10 protein-coding genes and 1 pseudogene are annotated in these 15,008 nt (G+C 72.0%); 1 reads left to right on the top strand and 10 read right to left on the bottom strand.

Going from position 1 to position 15,008, the window contains the following annotated elements; all coding sequences use genetic code 11:
* Positions 1 to 620: 620 nt before the first annotated feature.
* Entirely contained in the window at positions 621 to 1,970 is a 1,350-nt protein-coding gene (locus KGD87_RS04620; RefSeq protein ID WP_176410666.1) for an FHA and sigma-54 interaction domain-containing protein, read from the top strand.
* A gap of 3 nt (positions 1,971 to 1,973) precedes the next feature.
* Here KGD87_RS04620 and KGD87_RS04615 read toward each other — a convergent pair whose 3' ends face one another.
* The 10 genes and pseudogenes from KGD87_RS04615 to KGD87_RS04565 form a co-directional block, all read right to left on the bottom strand.
* A complete protein-coding gene (locus KGD87_RS04615) occupies positions 1,974 to 3,347 on the bottom strand; it encodes a serine/threonine-protein kinase (RefSeq protein ID WP_284666319.1) in 1,374 nt (457 codons plus the stop codon).
* A 12-nt stretch (positions 3,348 to 3,359) separates the two neighbouring features.
* Complete coding sequence (locus KGD87_RS04610; RefSeq protein WP_284666318.1) at positions 3,360 to 4,898, bottom strand: hypothetical protein; 1,539 nt, start codon at positions 4,896 to 4,898, stop codon at positions 3,360 to 3,362.
* Positions 4,899 to 5,059: 161 nt separating this feature from the next.
* Positions 5,060 to 8,884 carry a serine/threonine-protein kinase gene (locus KGD87_RS04605; protein WP_284666317.1) on the bottom strand — a complete coding sequence of 1,275 codons (3,825 nt, stop codon included), beginning with the start codon at positions 8,882 to 8,884 and terminating at the stop codon, positions 5,060 to 5,062.
* Between the two features lie 15 nt (positions 8,885 to 8,899).
* The gene (locus tag KGD87_RS04600; protein WP_284666316.1) at positions 8,900 to 10,756 is read right to left on the bottom strand and encodes an OPT family oligopeptide transporter; all 1,857 of its coding nucleotides are present in this window, start codon (positions 10,754 to 10,756) and stop codon (positions 8,900 to 8,902) included.
* A 55-nt stretch (positions 10,757 to 10,811) separates the two neighbouring features.
* Entirely contained in the window at positions 10,812 to 11,810 is a 999-nt protein-coding gene (locus tag KGD87_RS04595; protein ID WP_284666315.1) for a carbohydrate kinase family protein, read from the bottom strand.
* Between the two features lie 23 nt (positions 11,811 to 11,833).
* A pseudogene (gene recO / locus KGD87_RS04585) lies at positions 11,834 to 12,567 on the bottom strand (DNA repair protein RecO).
* A 9-nt stretch (positions 12,568 to 12,576) separates the two neighbouring features.
* The gene (locus tag KGD87_RS04580) at positions 12,577 to 12,963 is read right to left on the bottom strand and encodes a helix-turn-helix domain-containing protein (RefSeq protein WP_011553135.1); all 387 of its coding nucleotides are present in this window, start codon (positions 12,961 to 12,963) and stop codon (positions 12,577 to 12,579) included.
* Between the two features lie 22 nt (positions 12,964 to 12,985).
* Positions 12,986 to 13,747: a social motility TPR repeat lipoprotein Tgl gene (gene tgl / locus KGD87_RS04575; RefSeq protein WP_284666313.1), complete on the bottom strand. Its 762-nt coding sequence runs from the start codon at positions 13,745 to 13,747 to the stop codon at positions 12,986 to 12,988.
* A gap of 38 nt (positions 13,748 to 13,785) precedes the next feature.
* On the bottom strand, positions 13,786 to 14,253 hold the full coding sequence (locus KGD87_RS04570) for a social motility and stimulation tgl protein (protein WP_284666312.1): 468 nt from the start codon (positions 14,251 to 14,253) through the stop codon (positions 13,786 to 13,788).
* A 32-nt stretch (positions 14,254 to 14,285) separates the two neighbouring features.
* The gene (locus KGD87_RS04565; protein WP_284666311.1) at positions 14,286 to 14,975 is read right to left on the bottom strand and encodes a hypothetical protein; all 690 of its coding nucleotides are present in this window, start codon (positions 14,973 to 14,975) and stop codon (positions 14,286 to 14,288) included.
* Positions 14,976 to 15,008 lie beyond the last annotated feature (33 nt).

The following is a 15,008-nucleotide window of genomic DNA, read 5'->3' as shown; positions in this document are numbered from 1 at the left end:
CGCCCCCTCCCGGCCTGCCCCCCTCTTCTCCCAGAGACTCGCATTGAATGCCGGGCCTGCCAACGCCCGCCGCGAAAACGCTGGCGTCCGGCCGCGCCCCGCGCCCGCTCCACCGCCACGCGTCCTCCAACCGCTCGCGGACCCGCGCCGGACGCGCCGCGGCAACGCGCACGCGCGGGGACGCGGGGCACCTGCGCGTCATGTCCGGTGATGGAGCAACCGTCCGGCGCGGCCCGCGTCAATGACAGACATGAAGCCCCCCGCCGCGAATGTAACGCCGCGCGGCACCCGCGGTGCCCTGTCTGTGATTTCACCGATGCGACCGCCCGCGTCGACTTGTGGGGTCCGTGACACTCCGAGTCCGCTGTGACACAGCGCTTCTCAGGCGAGGAGGTCCAGACAGCCTCGACTAGCGGAAATCCCGGAGACGCCGCGCCTTCCGTGCGGGCCCTGCCTTGCTCCCAGAGCGGGCGGCCAATACCCACCCCGCAATAAAAATGAGCCCGGGAGAGAAGCGTTCGGATGTCGGCCCCCGTGATATCTTGACTTCCATGTCTGCACTGGATCGGGCTCGGGCCGCACCCTCCTCGCCGGACGTGAAGGGCGAATCGCAATGGAGGATGGAAGTCGAAGGTGGGGGTGAGACGCCGCTGCACGTCACGCTGCCCTACGAGCACGCACGCCGGGGCTATGACGCCTCCACGGTGCGCCGGTTCCGGCTCACGGTGGCGGAAGGTCCGAACATGGGGACGACGTGGGAGTCCACGGGCGACACGTGCTCGGTGGGCTCACACCCGCTGAACGACTTCGCCGTGGAGGACTCCACGGTGTCCCGGTTCCACTGCGAGGTGCGCATCGGGCCTCGGGGCCCCCAGGTGAAGGACCTGGACAGCCTCAACGGCGTCATCGTCGACGGGGTGCAGGTGGTGGAGGGCGTGCTGCGCAGCGGCAGCCTGCTGCGCCTGGGCCGCGTGGTGCTGCGCTTCGACTTCAGCGCGGAGAACAACCGCCTGCCGCTGTCGGAGAGCACGCGCTTCGGCACGCTGGTAGGCGCCTCCGTGGCCATGCGCGGCTGCTTCGCGATGATGGAGCGCGCGGCGGGCCGCGACGTGACGGTGCTGCTCGAAGGTGAGACGGGCACCGGCAAGAGCCAGGCCGCGCTGGCCATCCACCAGGCCAGTCCCCGGCGAGACGCCCCCTTCCTCATCGTGGACTGCGGCGCCATCCCCGAGCACCTGCTGGAGAGCGAGCTGTTCGGCCACGAGAAGGGCGCGTTCACCGGCGCCGTCCAGCGCCGCGCGGGCGTCTTCGAGGAAGCCGACGGAGGCACCGTCTTCCTGGACGAGATTGGCGAGCTGCCCCCGGAGCTGCAGCCCAAGCTGCTGCGCGTGCTGGAGAACCGCGAGATTCGTCGCGTGGGCAGCAACACCTATCAACCGGTGAACGTGCGCCTCCTCGCCGCCACGCACCGGGACCTGCGCGCGGAGGTCAACGCGGGCCGGTTCCGCTCCGACCTCTTCTTCCGGCTCGCGGTGCTGCGCTTGCTCCTCCCACCGCTGCGTCAGCGCCCGGAGGACCTGCCCATGCTGGTGGAGGGCATCCTCGACCTGCTCGGCGCGGACCGCGAGCGCACGGGCGCGCTGCGCACGCAGGACTTCCTGGCCAGGCTGCGGCACGCGGCGTGGCCCGGCAACGTGCGCGAGCTGCGCAACTACCTGGAGCGCTGCCTCGTCTTCGAGGAGGCCGTGGAGCTCTCCGAGGAAGAGGCCCGCCGCTCCGGCCCGCCCGAGGTGGACCCCTCGCAGCCGTACGCCGACCAGCGCCGGCACGTCGTCGACGACTTCGAGCGCCGCTACCTGCGCGCGCTGCTGGAGAAGCACCAGGGCAAGGTGGCCCAGGCCGCCGTCACCGCCGGCATGGACCGCGTCCACCTCTACCGCCTGCTGCGACGCCACGGCATCAAGCCATGAGCCTCAGCGCGGGCGGCTGACGCGCCAGCACCCCAGCCCCGCGGCGGACACGGGCGTCGCCAGGAAGCCCGTCTCCAGGCCCTCGAGCGCACGCGAGGTCGCCACCAGGTCCGTCCCTGGTGGCTCCGCGACCCAGCCCGGCAGGTGCAGCAGACCGCCGCCCCCATCCTCGCCAGGCAGCTCCGCGACGTGAACGGTGATGGCCAGGTCCACCGGGCGCGGCGCCTCGCTCGCCGCCACGAACTCCACCAGGGCCAGCGCGGCGTGAAGGACGCGTGCTCGTGCGGCCTGCTCCGCCCCCGCGTCCGGAGGCAGCGGCGCGAAGGCCAGCAGGCAGCCGCTCCCCTCCAGGCGCACATCCAGCCCCGCGGCGCGCGCGGTTCCCCCCACGCGCTCCAGCAACGCATCCAGCCGCTCCAGGGAGGAGTCCTCCACCGCGCCGTGGAGCCGGGCTTCCGCGTACAGCGCCACGGCGAGCGAGGGCTGGTCCTTCGTGGGACTGCCCTTCACCGCGCGCCGGAGCGCGTCGAGCCAGGCATCGACGTCCGGGTAGCGGTCCTCCCGCCGCTTTCCCAGGCTGCGCAGCACCACGGCATCCAGCGCGGCCGGCACCGGGGCGCGCTCACTGGGCCGAGGCGGCGGCGCATTCAGGTGCAGGTCCTCCACCTCGTGCCGGGTGGCCCCCTGGAACGGCGGCTGTCCGGTGACGAGTTGGAAGAGCAGCACGCCCATCGCGTACAGGTCCGTGCGGGCGTCGGGCGGCTCGCCGCGAATCTGCTCGGGCGCCATGGACAGCGGCGTGCCCAGGGAGACGCCCGTCAGCGTGAGCGTGGACGCGCCCGGCGCATCCGGCGTCAGCCCCTTCGCCACGCCGAAGTCCACCAGCTTCACGCGCGGCGCGCCTTCGCCCAGGCTCAAGCGCACCACGTTCTGGGCCTTCAAGTCGCGGTGCACGACGCCAGCCTGGTGCGCGGCGCGCAGCGCGCCCCCCACCTGCTCCAGCACCTCCAGCGCCTCTCCCGGCGACAGCGGTCCGCGTGAGGCCAGCTCCGCGGCGAGGTCCCGCCCCTCCAGCCACTCCATCGCGATGAAGGGCCGCCCGTCCGCGAGCGTGCCGTAGCCGAGCACATCGACGATGTGCGGATGGCTCAACCGCTGGAGTGTCTCCGCCTCCCGGCGGAAGCGGCGCAGCGCGACATCCGAGGGCTGCGGGAGCAGGACCTTCAGCGCCGCGGGCCCGCCCGTGCGGACATGACGGGCGCGGTAGAGCGTGGAGGCAGGTCCCCGGTAATGGACCTGCTCCACCAGCCAGTCCGACACCAGGGCACCAGCGCCCAGCTCCTCGCCATAGAGGGCCTCTTCGTCACCCGGCGCCATGCGGCAGGTGGCCTACTTCTTCCGGGGAAAGGGCAGCTCCCCCACCGGAGGCAGCGGCTCGACGGGCACCGCCGCGCGCACGCAGGACTGGGCGCGCTGCTCCTTCGTCACCGTGTCACACGGGGCATGGAGGTAGGTGGTCACCGACTCCGTCCACAGCACGTTGGCATGGTCGCGGCACAGCTCGTAGTCGCCGTCCCCTGGCGTAAGGGGCCCGTCCTGGACCAGGCACTTGCCGGCCACCGGCGGATTGAGGGACGTGAAGCAGGCCCCCGTCACGCGCGCGGCGCAGTTGGAGCCCGACGTGGGCAGCGCGCAGACGCGGTTCGCCGCGTACGCCGCCCCGCTGGACCAGGCCGGGTCGTAGCAGGAGAACATCTTCCGGTAGATGGAGCCACGCACGATGACGTCGGCGCCCACCACCACGTACTGCCGCTTGTCCCCCTCGCCCATCGCCACGACCTCCACCTCCGCCCCCAGCTCGTCCGGCAGGAAGATGTTTCCGTAGAACGCGCCCTCGCGCACGGCATAGACCTGCTGCTCGGAGAGAGCATAGGTGGACGCGGAGTCCGGATGAGACTCGACGTTCGCCACCAGTCCCACGGTCGTGCTCGAAGCCGGCGCGGTCATCACGCTGTAGTAGCCTCCGGCCGGGCAGGTGAAGACGACCACCGGCTTGGCGGGGGCGGCCCCGCACGTCCCGGTCGCCTCGCCCAGGTTGCGCCCGTCCAAATGGTCGCACCCCGCGATGCCCTGGCACACCCGCAGGGCGGCGGGCCCATTCACGCTGGAGCCCAGCGTGGGAGACGGCCCCGCGCAGGACAGCGGGCCGCCAGCGCCCACCACGACAGTCGAAGAGGGCGTGCAGCTGCCGATGCCATCCGGCGTCCACCCGCAGTCACGCTGCGCGCCTGACTCGCCCAGGACGCAGTCCTCGAAGCTGGCCAGCGGATTGCCCGTAATGGGAACGTGCCGGGCCGGGAGCGTCTTCGCATCCAGCGTGTAGATGTTGGGGCCCGACGCGTGGAACTGGTGCTCGCCGCGCATGGACAGCTCCACGCGCCGTCCCTCCGCGTTGTTGCGCGCCAGCACGCACGCGGAGACGCGCTCCAGGCACTCCTCGGACGGCGCGGCGGTGGCCCAATCAGGGCAGAGCCCCGCCTGTCCAACCCACTTCCGGATGCCGGGGCTGGGCAGCCGCGGGTCGTAATAGGCGACCTCCTGTCCGGCCGTCAGCGCACAGCCCACCAGGTACTCCATGAACCGCTGCGCATTGGGGTCATGCAGCCGCCGGCGCGTGTTCGCGTCGCCCAGCGTGGGGTGGAACAGCTGAAGCAGGGCCGAGGTTCCCAGCAGCGCGTTGGACTCGGCGTTGGTGGAGATGGCGTTGAGCACCAGCGCCTGCGTCGTGAGCGCGTTGGCGATGCGAATCTCCGACGCCTGCGTCCCTACCGTGGGCGTCTCCTCTTCGTGAGGCCCGGTTCCGCAACCCGACAGGGCGAGCAACAAAAGCGAGGCAACCGCCAACCGGCGAGGCGAACCAAGGGCCATGAGACGTCCTCCAGGAACGACGGAAGGAAGGAGTGCTTCCCCCCAGCAAGCATGTGCCGAGCCAGCCTGGGAGGTTGTGTGCGGTGACATGAGAGCAGATCTGCGGGCAGCATTCGCGTAGCGCTTCACGTCACACCGCCGCAAGACAGTGACATTTCTCGTTACACGTTGAAAAGGGCGGCCCGCAGGGACTCCAGGCGGGCTCGCCACAGGGGAGCGCCCTCCTCCACCGCGCGCTCGGCGCGAATCACCCAGGTGCGCGCCTCGTCGGCACGTCTCGCCTGAAGCGCGCCCTGGGCCGCCTGGAGGAGAATCTCCGCCTTCTCATCCGCCGAAGCCAGGGTGTCCGCGTCGTCCGCCAGGGCCAGCCACGCCTCCCGCGCCGAGCCACCGCCCCGTGCGTCCTGGACCTGCAGCTCCACCAGCCTTCGCATGACGGCGGTGGGGGGCAGCGATTCGGGCGGGCAGTGGGCGTCAATCCACCGGAGCTGCCGCGTCGCCTCCTCCAGGTCGCCCAGCGCGGCGGCCAGGCGCGCGAGCAGCAACGCATCCACCGGGACGGGATGCTCACGGAAGAAGCGCACGCCCAGCTCGTGAACACGCCGGGCCAGCGGCAGCGCCTCCTCCAGGCGGCCTTGCATGTAGAGCACCTCGGCGAGGTTGAAGGTGGACCAGCGCTCCACCTGCGCGTGGCCCAGCTCCCGGCCGAGCGCCATCGCGCGGCGCAGGTCCTCTTCCAGGCGAGCCACGTCCCCCAGGCGCAACCACAGCAGCACGCGGTTGATGAACGTGGCGGCCCGGTGCAGTGCGTCCCCGGCCTGCTCACAGCGCAGCAGCGCCAGGTCGAAGTGGGACGCGGCGTCGTCGGTCCGGTCCAGGAACGTGAGCGCCGAGCCCAGCAGCGCCAGCGACACCACGAGCGTCTCGTGGTCATGCGCCCGCTCCGCGCCCTCCACCACGCCAGTGAGGACGCGCACGGCGGCGCCCCACTCGCCCAGCCGCACGTGGAGCCGGCCCCGGGCCAGCGAGCAGCGCAGGGACAGGCGAGGCTCATCCAGCCGCTCGATGCGCGCCAAGGCCTCACGCGTACAAGCCGAGGAGCCCTCCACGTCCTCCATCCAGTCGCGCGCCGTGGCTTCCTCCAGGAGCAGCTCCACCTGCTGGGCCTCGTCACCACGAGCCACGGCCAGCGCCCGCGCCGCGCCCAGGTCCGCCAGCCCCTCCCGGAAGCGCTGGAGCCGGTGACGGACGCGCCCACGCCCCGACAGCGCCAGGGCCCGGCGCTCCACTTCGCCCTCCGGCAACAACGCGAGCGCGCGCGTGTAGTGCTGCTCCGCCTCGACGGACAGGTGCGCGCGGCGCGCGGACTCCGCGAGCGCGAGGAACGCGGTGGTGGCCTCCGCGTGAGCGCCACAGGCCGCGGCATGGTGGGCCCAGCGGCGGCGCTCGGCCATCCCGTCCCGGGGCGTGGCGCGCAGCGCCGCGGCGTGGAGGACGCGACGCGAGGACGCCGGCAGCAAGGCCTCCAGCGCCTCGCGCAGCAAGGGGTGTCGGAAGGCGAAGTGGCCCGGCGCCGTGGGCCGCAACAGCCCCGAGCGCGCCAGCCGCTGGAGCCCGGCCCCCGCGTCGAGCGACGTCACGCGCGCCAGCTCCTCGCTCGGCTCCAGGTGTCGCAGGGCGGCATCCACCCGGGACACCTCCACTTCCGTGCCCAGCACCGCGCACAGCCGCGCGAGGACCCGGTGTGCCGCGGGGAGTCCGGCCAGCTCCCGCGCGGCGAGCCGCTCGAAGAGCGGCGTCACGGAGACGTCCAGCAACGCGTCCGGCGCGATGTACCACCCGCCCCCAGGGGACGCCCGCAGGGCCCCCGCGGCCCGCAGCGCACCCGCGAGCTCCACCAACGACAAGGGGACGCCCTGCGCCAGCTGTTCCAGCCGCGCCAGCACCGGCTCTGGGACGTGCTCCGCGGGGCGCAGCAGCTGCAGCAACAGGGACCGGCTCGCCTCGGGCGTCAGCGGCGGCAGCGCGATTCGCGCGACGCGGGCGCTGCGCTCACCCAGGTGCGGCCTCAACCCGAGCAACGCGGGCCGCGCGGCGACACAGACCCAGAGCGGTGCACGCACGCCAGCCAGGGTGGCGACTTCCAGTGCATCCAGGCTGGTGGGGTCCGCCAGGTGCGCGTCGTCGACGAGCAGCACACGGGGAGCTTCGTGGGCCTGGCGCTGGAGCCCCTCGGCGAGCGCGCGCGCGGCGGCGTGTCGCTCATCCACGAGCGGAAGGCCCGGCGCCTGGACGACGCGCGGTGGCTCGGCGGCGGCCCTCAGCGCGTCCAGCAGCGACTCCGAGGACGCGGCGTCCGGAGCGGGCGCGCGGAGCCGCACCACGAGACACCGCCCCGCGGCCTCCAGCCGGGTGGCCAGCGCCTCCAGGACACGGGACGTGCCGTGCCCCACGTCGCCCGTGAGGACGCACAGGCCCGGGACCCCCTCCTCGATGCAGCGTGAGGCTTCGGCCTCCAGCGCCGCCAGGACGGCGTCGCGGCCCGACAGGGACGGCGCATCCGCGGAGGACGTGGCCGCCCCCCCGTCGTGCAGTCGCAGGCGCGCGCCATCGGACGAAGGCTCCGTGGCGCCCGGCCCCAACCGCGCCGCGGCGGAGGCAGTGACGCGCGCTTCTCCCAGGGCGAGGTCTTCCGGCCACCAGTCCCCCACGGCCTCCAGCGCGGGCCCCGCGACGCGCGTGGTCGTGGCGCCTGGATGAACCCGCAGTCGCGCCAGGTGCAGGACGGTGGCGGCCTTCCCCTGCTCCATCAGCTTGCGCGCCACCAGTGCGCCTGCGCGAAGGTTGGCTTCGGCGGACAGGGACTCGGAGAACCCGACCAGATAGCCCCGTGTGCGGGCGCGCGCGAGCGTGCCGCCCTGAGGCTCGAAGGTCAGCCGGAGCGCATCGACCGGCAGGTCCGCGCGGACGCCCAGCAGCGCGACCCACCGCTCGCCGGCCCCCGGCCCGGACGACGTGAGCACCGCAGCGGGCGCGCCCTCCGGCGGAGCCATGGACAGGGACTGGCTGCAGGCGGCATCAAACGCGGCGAGCACGTCCGAAGCGCGCGTGAAGCGTTCGGCGGGCGCCTTCGCCAGACACCGCGACAGCACCGCGTCGAGCGCCGTCGGCACGGGCGCGCGCGCCGACACCCGGGCTGGGCGAAGGCTGACGTGCCCGTGGCGAATCTCCTCGGCCCCGCCGAGGAAGGGCGGCGCGCCGGTGAGCAGCTCGTACAGGAGGACGCCCAGCGCGTAGATATCCGCGGCGGCGCCGGCCTCGCGGGCGTCCAGGCACTGCTCAGGTGCCATGTAGTAAGGCGTCCCCAGCCGCTGCCCCACGAGCGTCAGGCCCGCAGCCTCCGGACGCGCTTCGTCGTCAGGCGTGTCCAGGAACCGCGCGAGTCCCAGGTCCAGCAGGCTGAGCGCCCCCCCCTCACGCAGGAAGATGTTCTCCGGCTTGAGGTCACGGTGGGCCACGCCCGCGGCATGGACGCGCTCCAGGGCGGCGCAGAGGCCACTGAGCAGCTCGCGCACGCGGGGCACGGACGCCGCGCCCGAGCCCGGCAACGCCGCCATCCACGCGGCGAGCGTCTGGCCATGCAGCCGCTCCATGACGAGGAACGGCCGCCCTCGAACCACCCCCGACTGGTGGAGCGCGGGCGTCGTCGGCGCGCCGACGCGGTGGAGCGCGGCGGCCTCGCGGGCGAAGCGGTCGCGGTGAGGCGGCCGTCCCACCTTGAGCGCGACCTCACGGCCGTCCTCCTCACGGTACGCGGTGAAGACGTGTGAGAAGCCGCCCGAGCCCAGCAAGGCCGCGGGGCGCAAGCCTGGCACGTCCGGGAGCGGAAGGGGCTCCGCGTCAGGGCCAGGCGACGAAGCGCGCTGGCCATGCACAGGACACACCGCGCCGGTGGCGAGACGGCGGTGGCAGACCGGACAGCGCATGGGGTGAGACGAAGGTTACCAGAGCGCCTGGCTCAGGACGATGACAACCCCCACCAGCCCTTCACCCGCGATGAGGCCGGCGGCCAGCGTCACCACCCGCCCCTCCTGCGCCCCGGGCTGCGCCCTGCGGGCCAACGCCGCCGCCACCCCGCCCAGGAAGAACCCCAGCGCGGTGGACGCCGGCAACAGGCAGGCCAGGCCCATGCCCAGGGGCGAAGGCACCCAGTGTCGCACCCGCGCGGGCAGCAGCCGCTCCGCCAGGGTGAGGGCGGCGGCGGCCAGCGCGGCCCAGCCGAGCGCCGCACGCGTGCCCGGCTCCAACCCCGAGAGGCCCGAAGCCAGCACCTGGGCGATGCTGGCGGTGACCGTGGCGGCGGGTGCGGGGAAGCGCTCGCCTCCCAGCGCCGAGCGGTCCGGCACCAGCAGGAAGAACAGCGGCACCACCGCGGCGGCCCCCACCGCGCAGCCCATGAGCTGCGCCAAGAACACGCGCCGGGGATGGGCACCCAGCAGGTGTCCTGTCTTCGCGTCACTGAGGAGGTCCGCCGCGGACGACGCCGCGTTGACGGTGATGCCCGCGGTGGCGAGGTTCGCCTCCACATTGCGCGGCAGCAGCACGCCGTAGGTCATCTGCGTCACCTGCCCCAGCGCGCCCACGGGCGTGACGTCCGTCTCCCCCGTGACGCGGCAGGCGATGAGACACAACACGAATGACAACGCCACCGCGAGCGCGGCGTGTGGCAGGGGAACACCAAAGCCCACCTTGGCCACGGCGAGCGTGGCGGGCGTCAACACGACGAGGCCCGCCAGCAGCCAGCGTCCCGGCACCTGCAGCGCATCCACCGGATGGGGTGGCACCGCGCGACGTTTGAAGAGTCCCTTCAACGCGCGCCCCAATACGCGCCCCTCCAGCGCGAAGTGCAACAGCGACGCGGTGGTGAGCGCCGCCGTTCCCGGCCAGAGACTCCAGGCGAGGAAGTCCCCATCCGGAGGCAGCAGCCCCGAAGTGAATACGCGCGGCGCCACGACACCATGGATGAGCAGCGCCCCCAGGAGCCAGGACGCGGTGAGCCGCAGCCCCAGCAGCGCGCCCGCGCCCAGCGGAAGCAGGCTCGTCTCGAAGCCGAAACCCAGGCGCTCCAGCGACACCCCGCTCAGCGTCCCGGGAAACGGAAACACGTAGGGAAGGCGGCCCAGCCCATCCCGCATCAGGGTGACGAGCGCGGCGATACCACCGCCCAGGCCCAGCATCGACAGCCGCGGACGGGACGAATTGCCCGTGGCGTGAAGCGCGCGGATGGTCGCCGCCGCGGCCGTGCCCGTGGCGAACGGAAGCTGTTCGTGGTCCACCAGCCTGCGCTTGAGGGGCACCGCGAAGAGCACGCCCAGCGCGGACAGGAGGAAGGTCCACGCGAGCAGCGCCCACCCGGGAGGATGACTGCCCGTCGTGAGCAACCAGGCGCCCTGGACAGACACCAGGGCGCCGCCCGTCGCGTAGCCCGCGGACGACGCCACGGCCTGCGCGGAGCACGTCTCCAGCGGAGAGAGCGGCGCACCCGCGACGCCAGGCGCCACGCGCCGCATCGCGCCGTGTGCCGTATGCGCGAGCAACGCGGCGGTGATGGCCACGGGAAAGGCCACGGCCATCTTCAGGCCCGCGTAGAGGTTGGTCGCGCAGGTGATGGCCCCCATGCCACTGCCGAGCAGCACCGCCCGCAGGGTGAGCTGTGGCACCCGGTCCCCCTGGAAGACCTCGCGCAGCCAGAAGGTGTCCAGGGCCTCCGGGGAATCCCCCGGGATTCGCAGCAGCGTCAGCGGGGCCTGCGTCGGTGCCGCTTCCTCGGAGGCATCTTGGGGGACGGGCTGAGACATGGGCCGTTCCATCTTTTCATTCCAAGGCCCTCGGGGACGAGCCCCCCTTGCACGACTACGCGCGCGAGCTCGCCGGACGCGACGGCATCGCGTGAGCCAGCGCTTCCGCCCGGGGAAGCCCCTCGACCGCGCCGAGCTTCTCCACCACGCGGGCACCCACCTGGCACGCGAACGAGCCCAGCGCCGCCAGCTCCGCGCCCGTTGCGTCGCGCAGCAGCCCCTCGGCCCCTCCGTACCAGCGCACCAGCCCATGCAACAGGCCCGCGACGAAACCATCACCAGCACCGGTGGTGTCGACGACGCGCGTCCTCGGCGCCGCGACGTGGAGGCGCGCCCCCTTCCACAGCAGCAGCGCGCCTCGCTCGCCCAGCGTCACCACGGGCAGTGGCACGCCCATCGCGGCCAGTCGTGTCAGCGCTTCGTCGGGCACCTCCGTCCCGGTGACGAAGCCAATCTCCTCCTCGGAGAGCTTCACCACGGTGCACAGCGGCAGCATCCGGGCCAGCAGGCCCTTCAGCAGAGACGTGTCCTCCCATGCATGCAGCCGCAGATTGGGGTCACAGCTCACGATGAGCCCCGCGTCGCGCGCCAGGCCCAGCATCCGCACCGCGGCCTCCTGCGCCTCCGGCCACTGGAGCGAGTTGGAACCACAGTGCACCGCCTTCGCCCCCGACAGGAACGCCGCGTCGACATCCGCCTGCCCCAACAGGAACTCAGCGGAGCGTGTCCGGAAGAAGGTGAAGCTGCGCTCGCCCTTCCCATCCAGGGAGATGAACACCAATCCGGTGCGCGCTTCCGCCGTCTGACGCAGGTGGCTCACCTCCACGCCCTCCGCCGCCAGGCGCTCGCGAAGGAAGTGACCGAACTCGTCCGCGCCCACCACGCCCAGCATGGCCGGACGCAGCCCCAGCCGGGCCAACCCCACCGCGACATTCGCCGGCGAGCCACCGGGACACGGATGCCACGCGGGCACGTCGCGCACCCGGTGCCCCGGAGCCGCCGGGAGGAAGTCCACCAACGTCTCGCCAAAGCACACGACATCCAGCGGCGGCATGAGCCCCTCGCTTCCGAACTCCGTCAGTCCAGGCCCACCTGGGCCATGAAGTCCACGCTCTTGAGGCGGCGCCCCAGGTGATGGGCGATGAAGACGTTGAGCAGGCCGCGAGCACGCGCGCGCAGGTCCGGCGGCAGCGGCGTGCGCGCCCCTCCTGGAGCGCGCGCAACCCCGAGAGCAGCGCCACCGGCACCGCCACGGACTCTCGCGCACGGGCGCCACACGGCTCACACACCGCGCCGCCATGGGCCTGGTCGAAGCGAGGCCGCTCCCCCGGCGCGCCGCCACACAGCGAGCACGAGTCGAAGCGAGGCATCAACCCCGCGTGCGCCAGCGCGAACAGCTCGAAGGCCAGGAGCGACGTGGGCCCGGCCTCCTTCGCATCCAGCCGCGCCAGGTAGGACTCCAGCAGGGCGAACAGCTCCTGCTGCGGCTCATGGTCTTTCGTCAGCTCGCGGCACAGCTCCACCGCGTACAGGGCCCGGGCAATCAGGGACAGGTCCTCGCGCGCCGCATAGAAGCCCGCGACGATGTCCGTCCCGTCCAGCCGCACCGTGCTGCCGCGCGTCTCGACGATGTGCACGCGCAGCCGCATGAACGGCTCCAGCGCGCCGGCGAAGCGCCGCTTGCTCTTGCGTGCGCCCGCCGCGAAGGCCGTCAGCTTCCCGTGCTCGCGCGTCAGCAAGGTGACGAGCCGGTCGGACTCGCCATAGTCCACCGAGGACAGCACGAGCGCGTCGTCGTCGTATCGCTCCATGGAGAGGCTTCAACGCGCGAGCGGATTGGGAAGCTTTCCGCTCAGCACCAGGAACAGATACACCCCCAGGAGCAGGGCCGCCAGCAGCACGGACAGCCCCACATAGGCCCGCTTGCGCCGCTCCTGCTCCAACTGCACGGGAGATGGCGCCGGGACGGACTTGTCCACCTCCTCGTAGCGCAGCACGGCCTCTTCCGGAGACATGCCGATGACCTGCGCGTACGCGCGGATGTAGTTCACCACGAAGATGCGCGAGGGCAGCCGTTCCACCTGCCCTGCCTCCAGCGCGGTGATGAGCGTGGGAGGAATCTTGGTCTCCCGCGCGACGTCGTCACGCGAGAGTCCTCGGAGCTCTCGCTGCTGGCTCAGATATTTGCCGAAGTCGACGTGGTCCACGGGTCCCCAGATACCCAACACGCTAGAGCTTTTCCAGCAGCCTCCGGCAATCGTCCTTCATCACCTGTTCACCAGCTTTCGCCTTGGTCTCACAGGTGGCGAAGGCCTCCTTCGCCGCATCGACCTGACCCAGCTTCGCCTGGCAGACGCCCTCACGCATGTACGCCTCCGCCACGTCCGGGCAATTCTCGCGGTAGTGCGTGAACTGGCGGCACGCCTCGGAGGTGCGCCCCGTCTCGTCGTAGATGAGCCCCAGGTTCTTGTAGCCCAAACAAAAGCTGGGGTTGGTCGTCACCGCGGCCTTGATGCTCTCCACCGCGCGCTCCGACTCGCCCTTCTTGTAGTACGCCCAGCCCAGGTTTCCCTGGGCGATGAAGGGCGTCGGGTAGAGCATGTCGTTGAGGACCAGCTCATAGAGCTTGATGGCGTCGTCGTAGCGGCCCTGGTCCAGGTGCACGTTGGCCAGGTTGGTGCGCGCCTCGGAGAACTCGGGGCGAACCTCCAGCGCCTTGGTGTAGTGCTTGACGGCCTCGTCGGGACGGCGGAACGCCAGGTGCAGCAGGATGCCCATGGCGTTGTTCGCGTCGGGATAGTCCGGGTCGTTCTTCAGGGACAGCTGCAGCTCGCGCAGCGCCTCCTGGAGCTCGCCGGCCTGCTGGGCCTGCAGCGCCAGGTCGTAGTGAATCTCGGCGCTCCGCTTCTCCTTCTCCGTGGGCGTGTGGGAGCAACCGGAAGACACCAGCAGGAGCGCGAGCGAACAGGACGCGGGGGAAAGGCGGAGCATGGGGAGCGGCTCTCGACGAGGGTGAGGGGGGCGGAGACTCAGAAGGCGGCCAGGAAGCGGCCCAGGGTGGTGGTGACGTTCTTCTTCTCCTCGGCGCGCGCCACCACGGCGGGCACGAGCGTCGGGTCCTTGAAGAACACCGGCAACGTCTTGAGCTGCTCGTCCTGCTGCTCGGGGGCCAGCGCGCGCCAGTTGGCGTCATCCATCATGAACCCGAGCGACTCCACGAACGCCAGCGCGTCTCCCTCGTCGTCGCGGTACTCATCCGCCGACGCGTTGCGCCGGCCTGACAGGTACACCGCGCAGTCCGCCGCCTCCGCCAGGTACAGGTAGACGAAGACCGCCGCGGTCCCCTGCCCTCCCCGGAGGCCCACGACGAAGGCCTGCGCCGGCCCCGCCTGCTTGCCCGGAATGGCCACGTGCGGCGTGTTGAGGGAGGTGTGCAGCGCCAGGATTTGTTCCCGCGTGGCGGGCAGCCCGCGGTAGCGCTCGTCGAGGTTGAACACGGTTGTCTCCGTTACCCGAAGCCCCGCCCCTGTCAGCGCGTGGTGAGGGTGAACTCCTGCGTCGCATCCTGCGTGTCCGCCGCGGTCTTCTGGAAGCGGAGGAGGGGGTTGTCGATCATCACGTTCCCGCCGCCCTCGTTCCCCTCGCCAATGATGACCCGAAACACGTGGGCAGGCGAACTGCTGCGCGCGTCCCCGGGGTTCCCCTTCCGGGCGATGAACGTCACCTTGTTCGCCCCCGGCCGCAGGTTGCGGGTGATGTCCACCACCACCTGGTCCTCGTTGCCGCGCAGCTTGCGCAGCCACGTGGAGTTGATGAACACGTCGATGTCGTACCCCGTCATCCCCGGCACCGTCTGCTCCGTCACCAGCCAGTAGCGCTGGGTGATGCGCCCGGGGGCCGTGGGTGCGCCGGGCGCCTGCTGCGCCGCGGGAGGCGTCTTCGCGGCGGGGGCGGCCGCCCCAGAGGGAGCGGTGCCAGGCACCGGTGCCGACGCGGCGGGGGCCGCGGGCGTCACCGTCGACACCCGGGCCGCGTAGCCCGGCGCGTCGATGTGCACGTTGCCGGCCTCGTCGATGCGGACGGTGGCCTTCTCGAACTTCTGGTCGGTGACGCCGTCAATCTTGACGCCGTTGAGGAAGACGGAGCCGGCGTGAGCCCCGAACGGGGCCAGGGTCAGGGCGGCGGCCAGCGCGGCGCTGGGGAACAGGGGGTTCTTCATGCGGGTCACTCCTGAGAATCTCCAACAGTCCCG

The sequence above is a fragment of the Myxococcus sp. SDU36 genome (assembly GCF_030168875.1).
Taxonomy (GTDB): domain Bacteria; phylum Myxococcota; class Myxococcia; order Myxococcales; family Myxococcaceae; genus Myxococcus; species Myxococcus vastator.
This window is presented reverse-complemented; position numbering and strand designations above follow the sequence as displayed.

Excerpts from the sequence above, each read along its gene's own strand:
- KGD87_RS04595 (WP_284666315.1), bottom strand. The coding sequence starts at position 11,810 with ATGCCGCCGCTGGATGTCGTGTGCTTTGGCGAGACGTTGGTGGACTTC.
- KGD87_RS04610 (WP_284666318.1), bottom strand. The coding sequence starts at position 4,898 with ATGGCCCTTGGTTCGCCTCGCCGGTTGGCGGTTGCCTCGCTTTTGTTG.
- tgl (WP_284666313.1), bottom strand. The coding sequence starts at position 13,747 with ATGCTCCGCCTTTCCCCCGCGTCCTGTTCGCTCGCGCTCCTGCTGGTG.
- KGD87_RS04605 (WP_284666317.1), bottom strand. The coding sequence starts at position 8,884 with ATGCGCTGTCCGGTCTGCCACCGCCGTCTCGCCACCGGCGCGGTGTGT.
- KGD87_RS04615 (WP_284666319.1), bottom strand. The coding sequence starts at position 3,347 with ATGGCGCCGGGTGACGAAGAGGCCCTCTATGGCGAGGAGCTGGGCGCT.
- KGD87_RS04565 (WP_284666311.1), bottom strand. The coding sequence starts at position 14,975 with ATGAAGAACCCCCTGTTCCCCAGCGCCGCGCTGGCCGCCGCCCTGACC.
- KGD87_RS04600 (WP_284666316.1), bottom strand. The coding sequence starts at position 10,756 with ATGTCTCAGCCCGTCCCCCAAGATGCCTCCGAGGAAGCGGCACCGACG.
- KGD87_RS04620 (WP_176410666.1), top strand. The coding sequence starts at position 621 with ATGGAAGTCGAAGGTGGGGGTGAGACGCCGCTGCACGTCACGCTGCCC.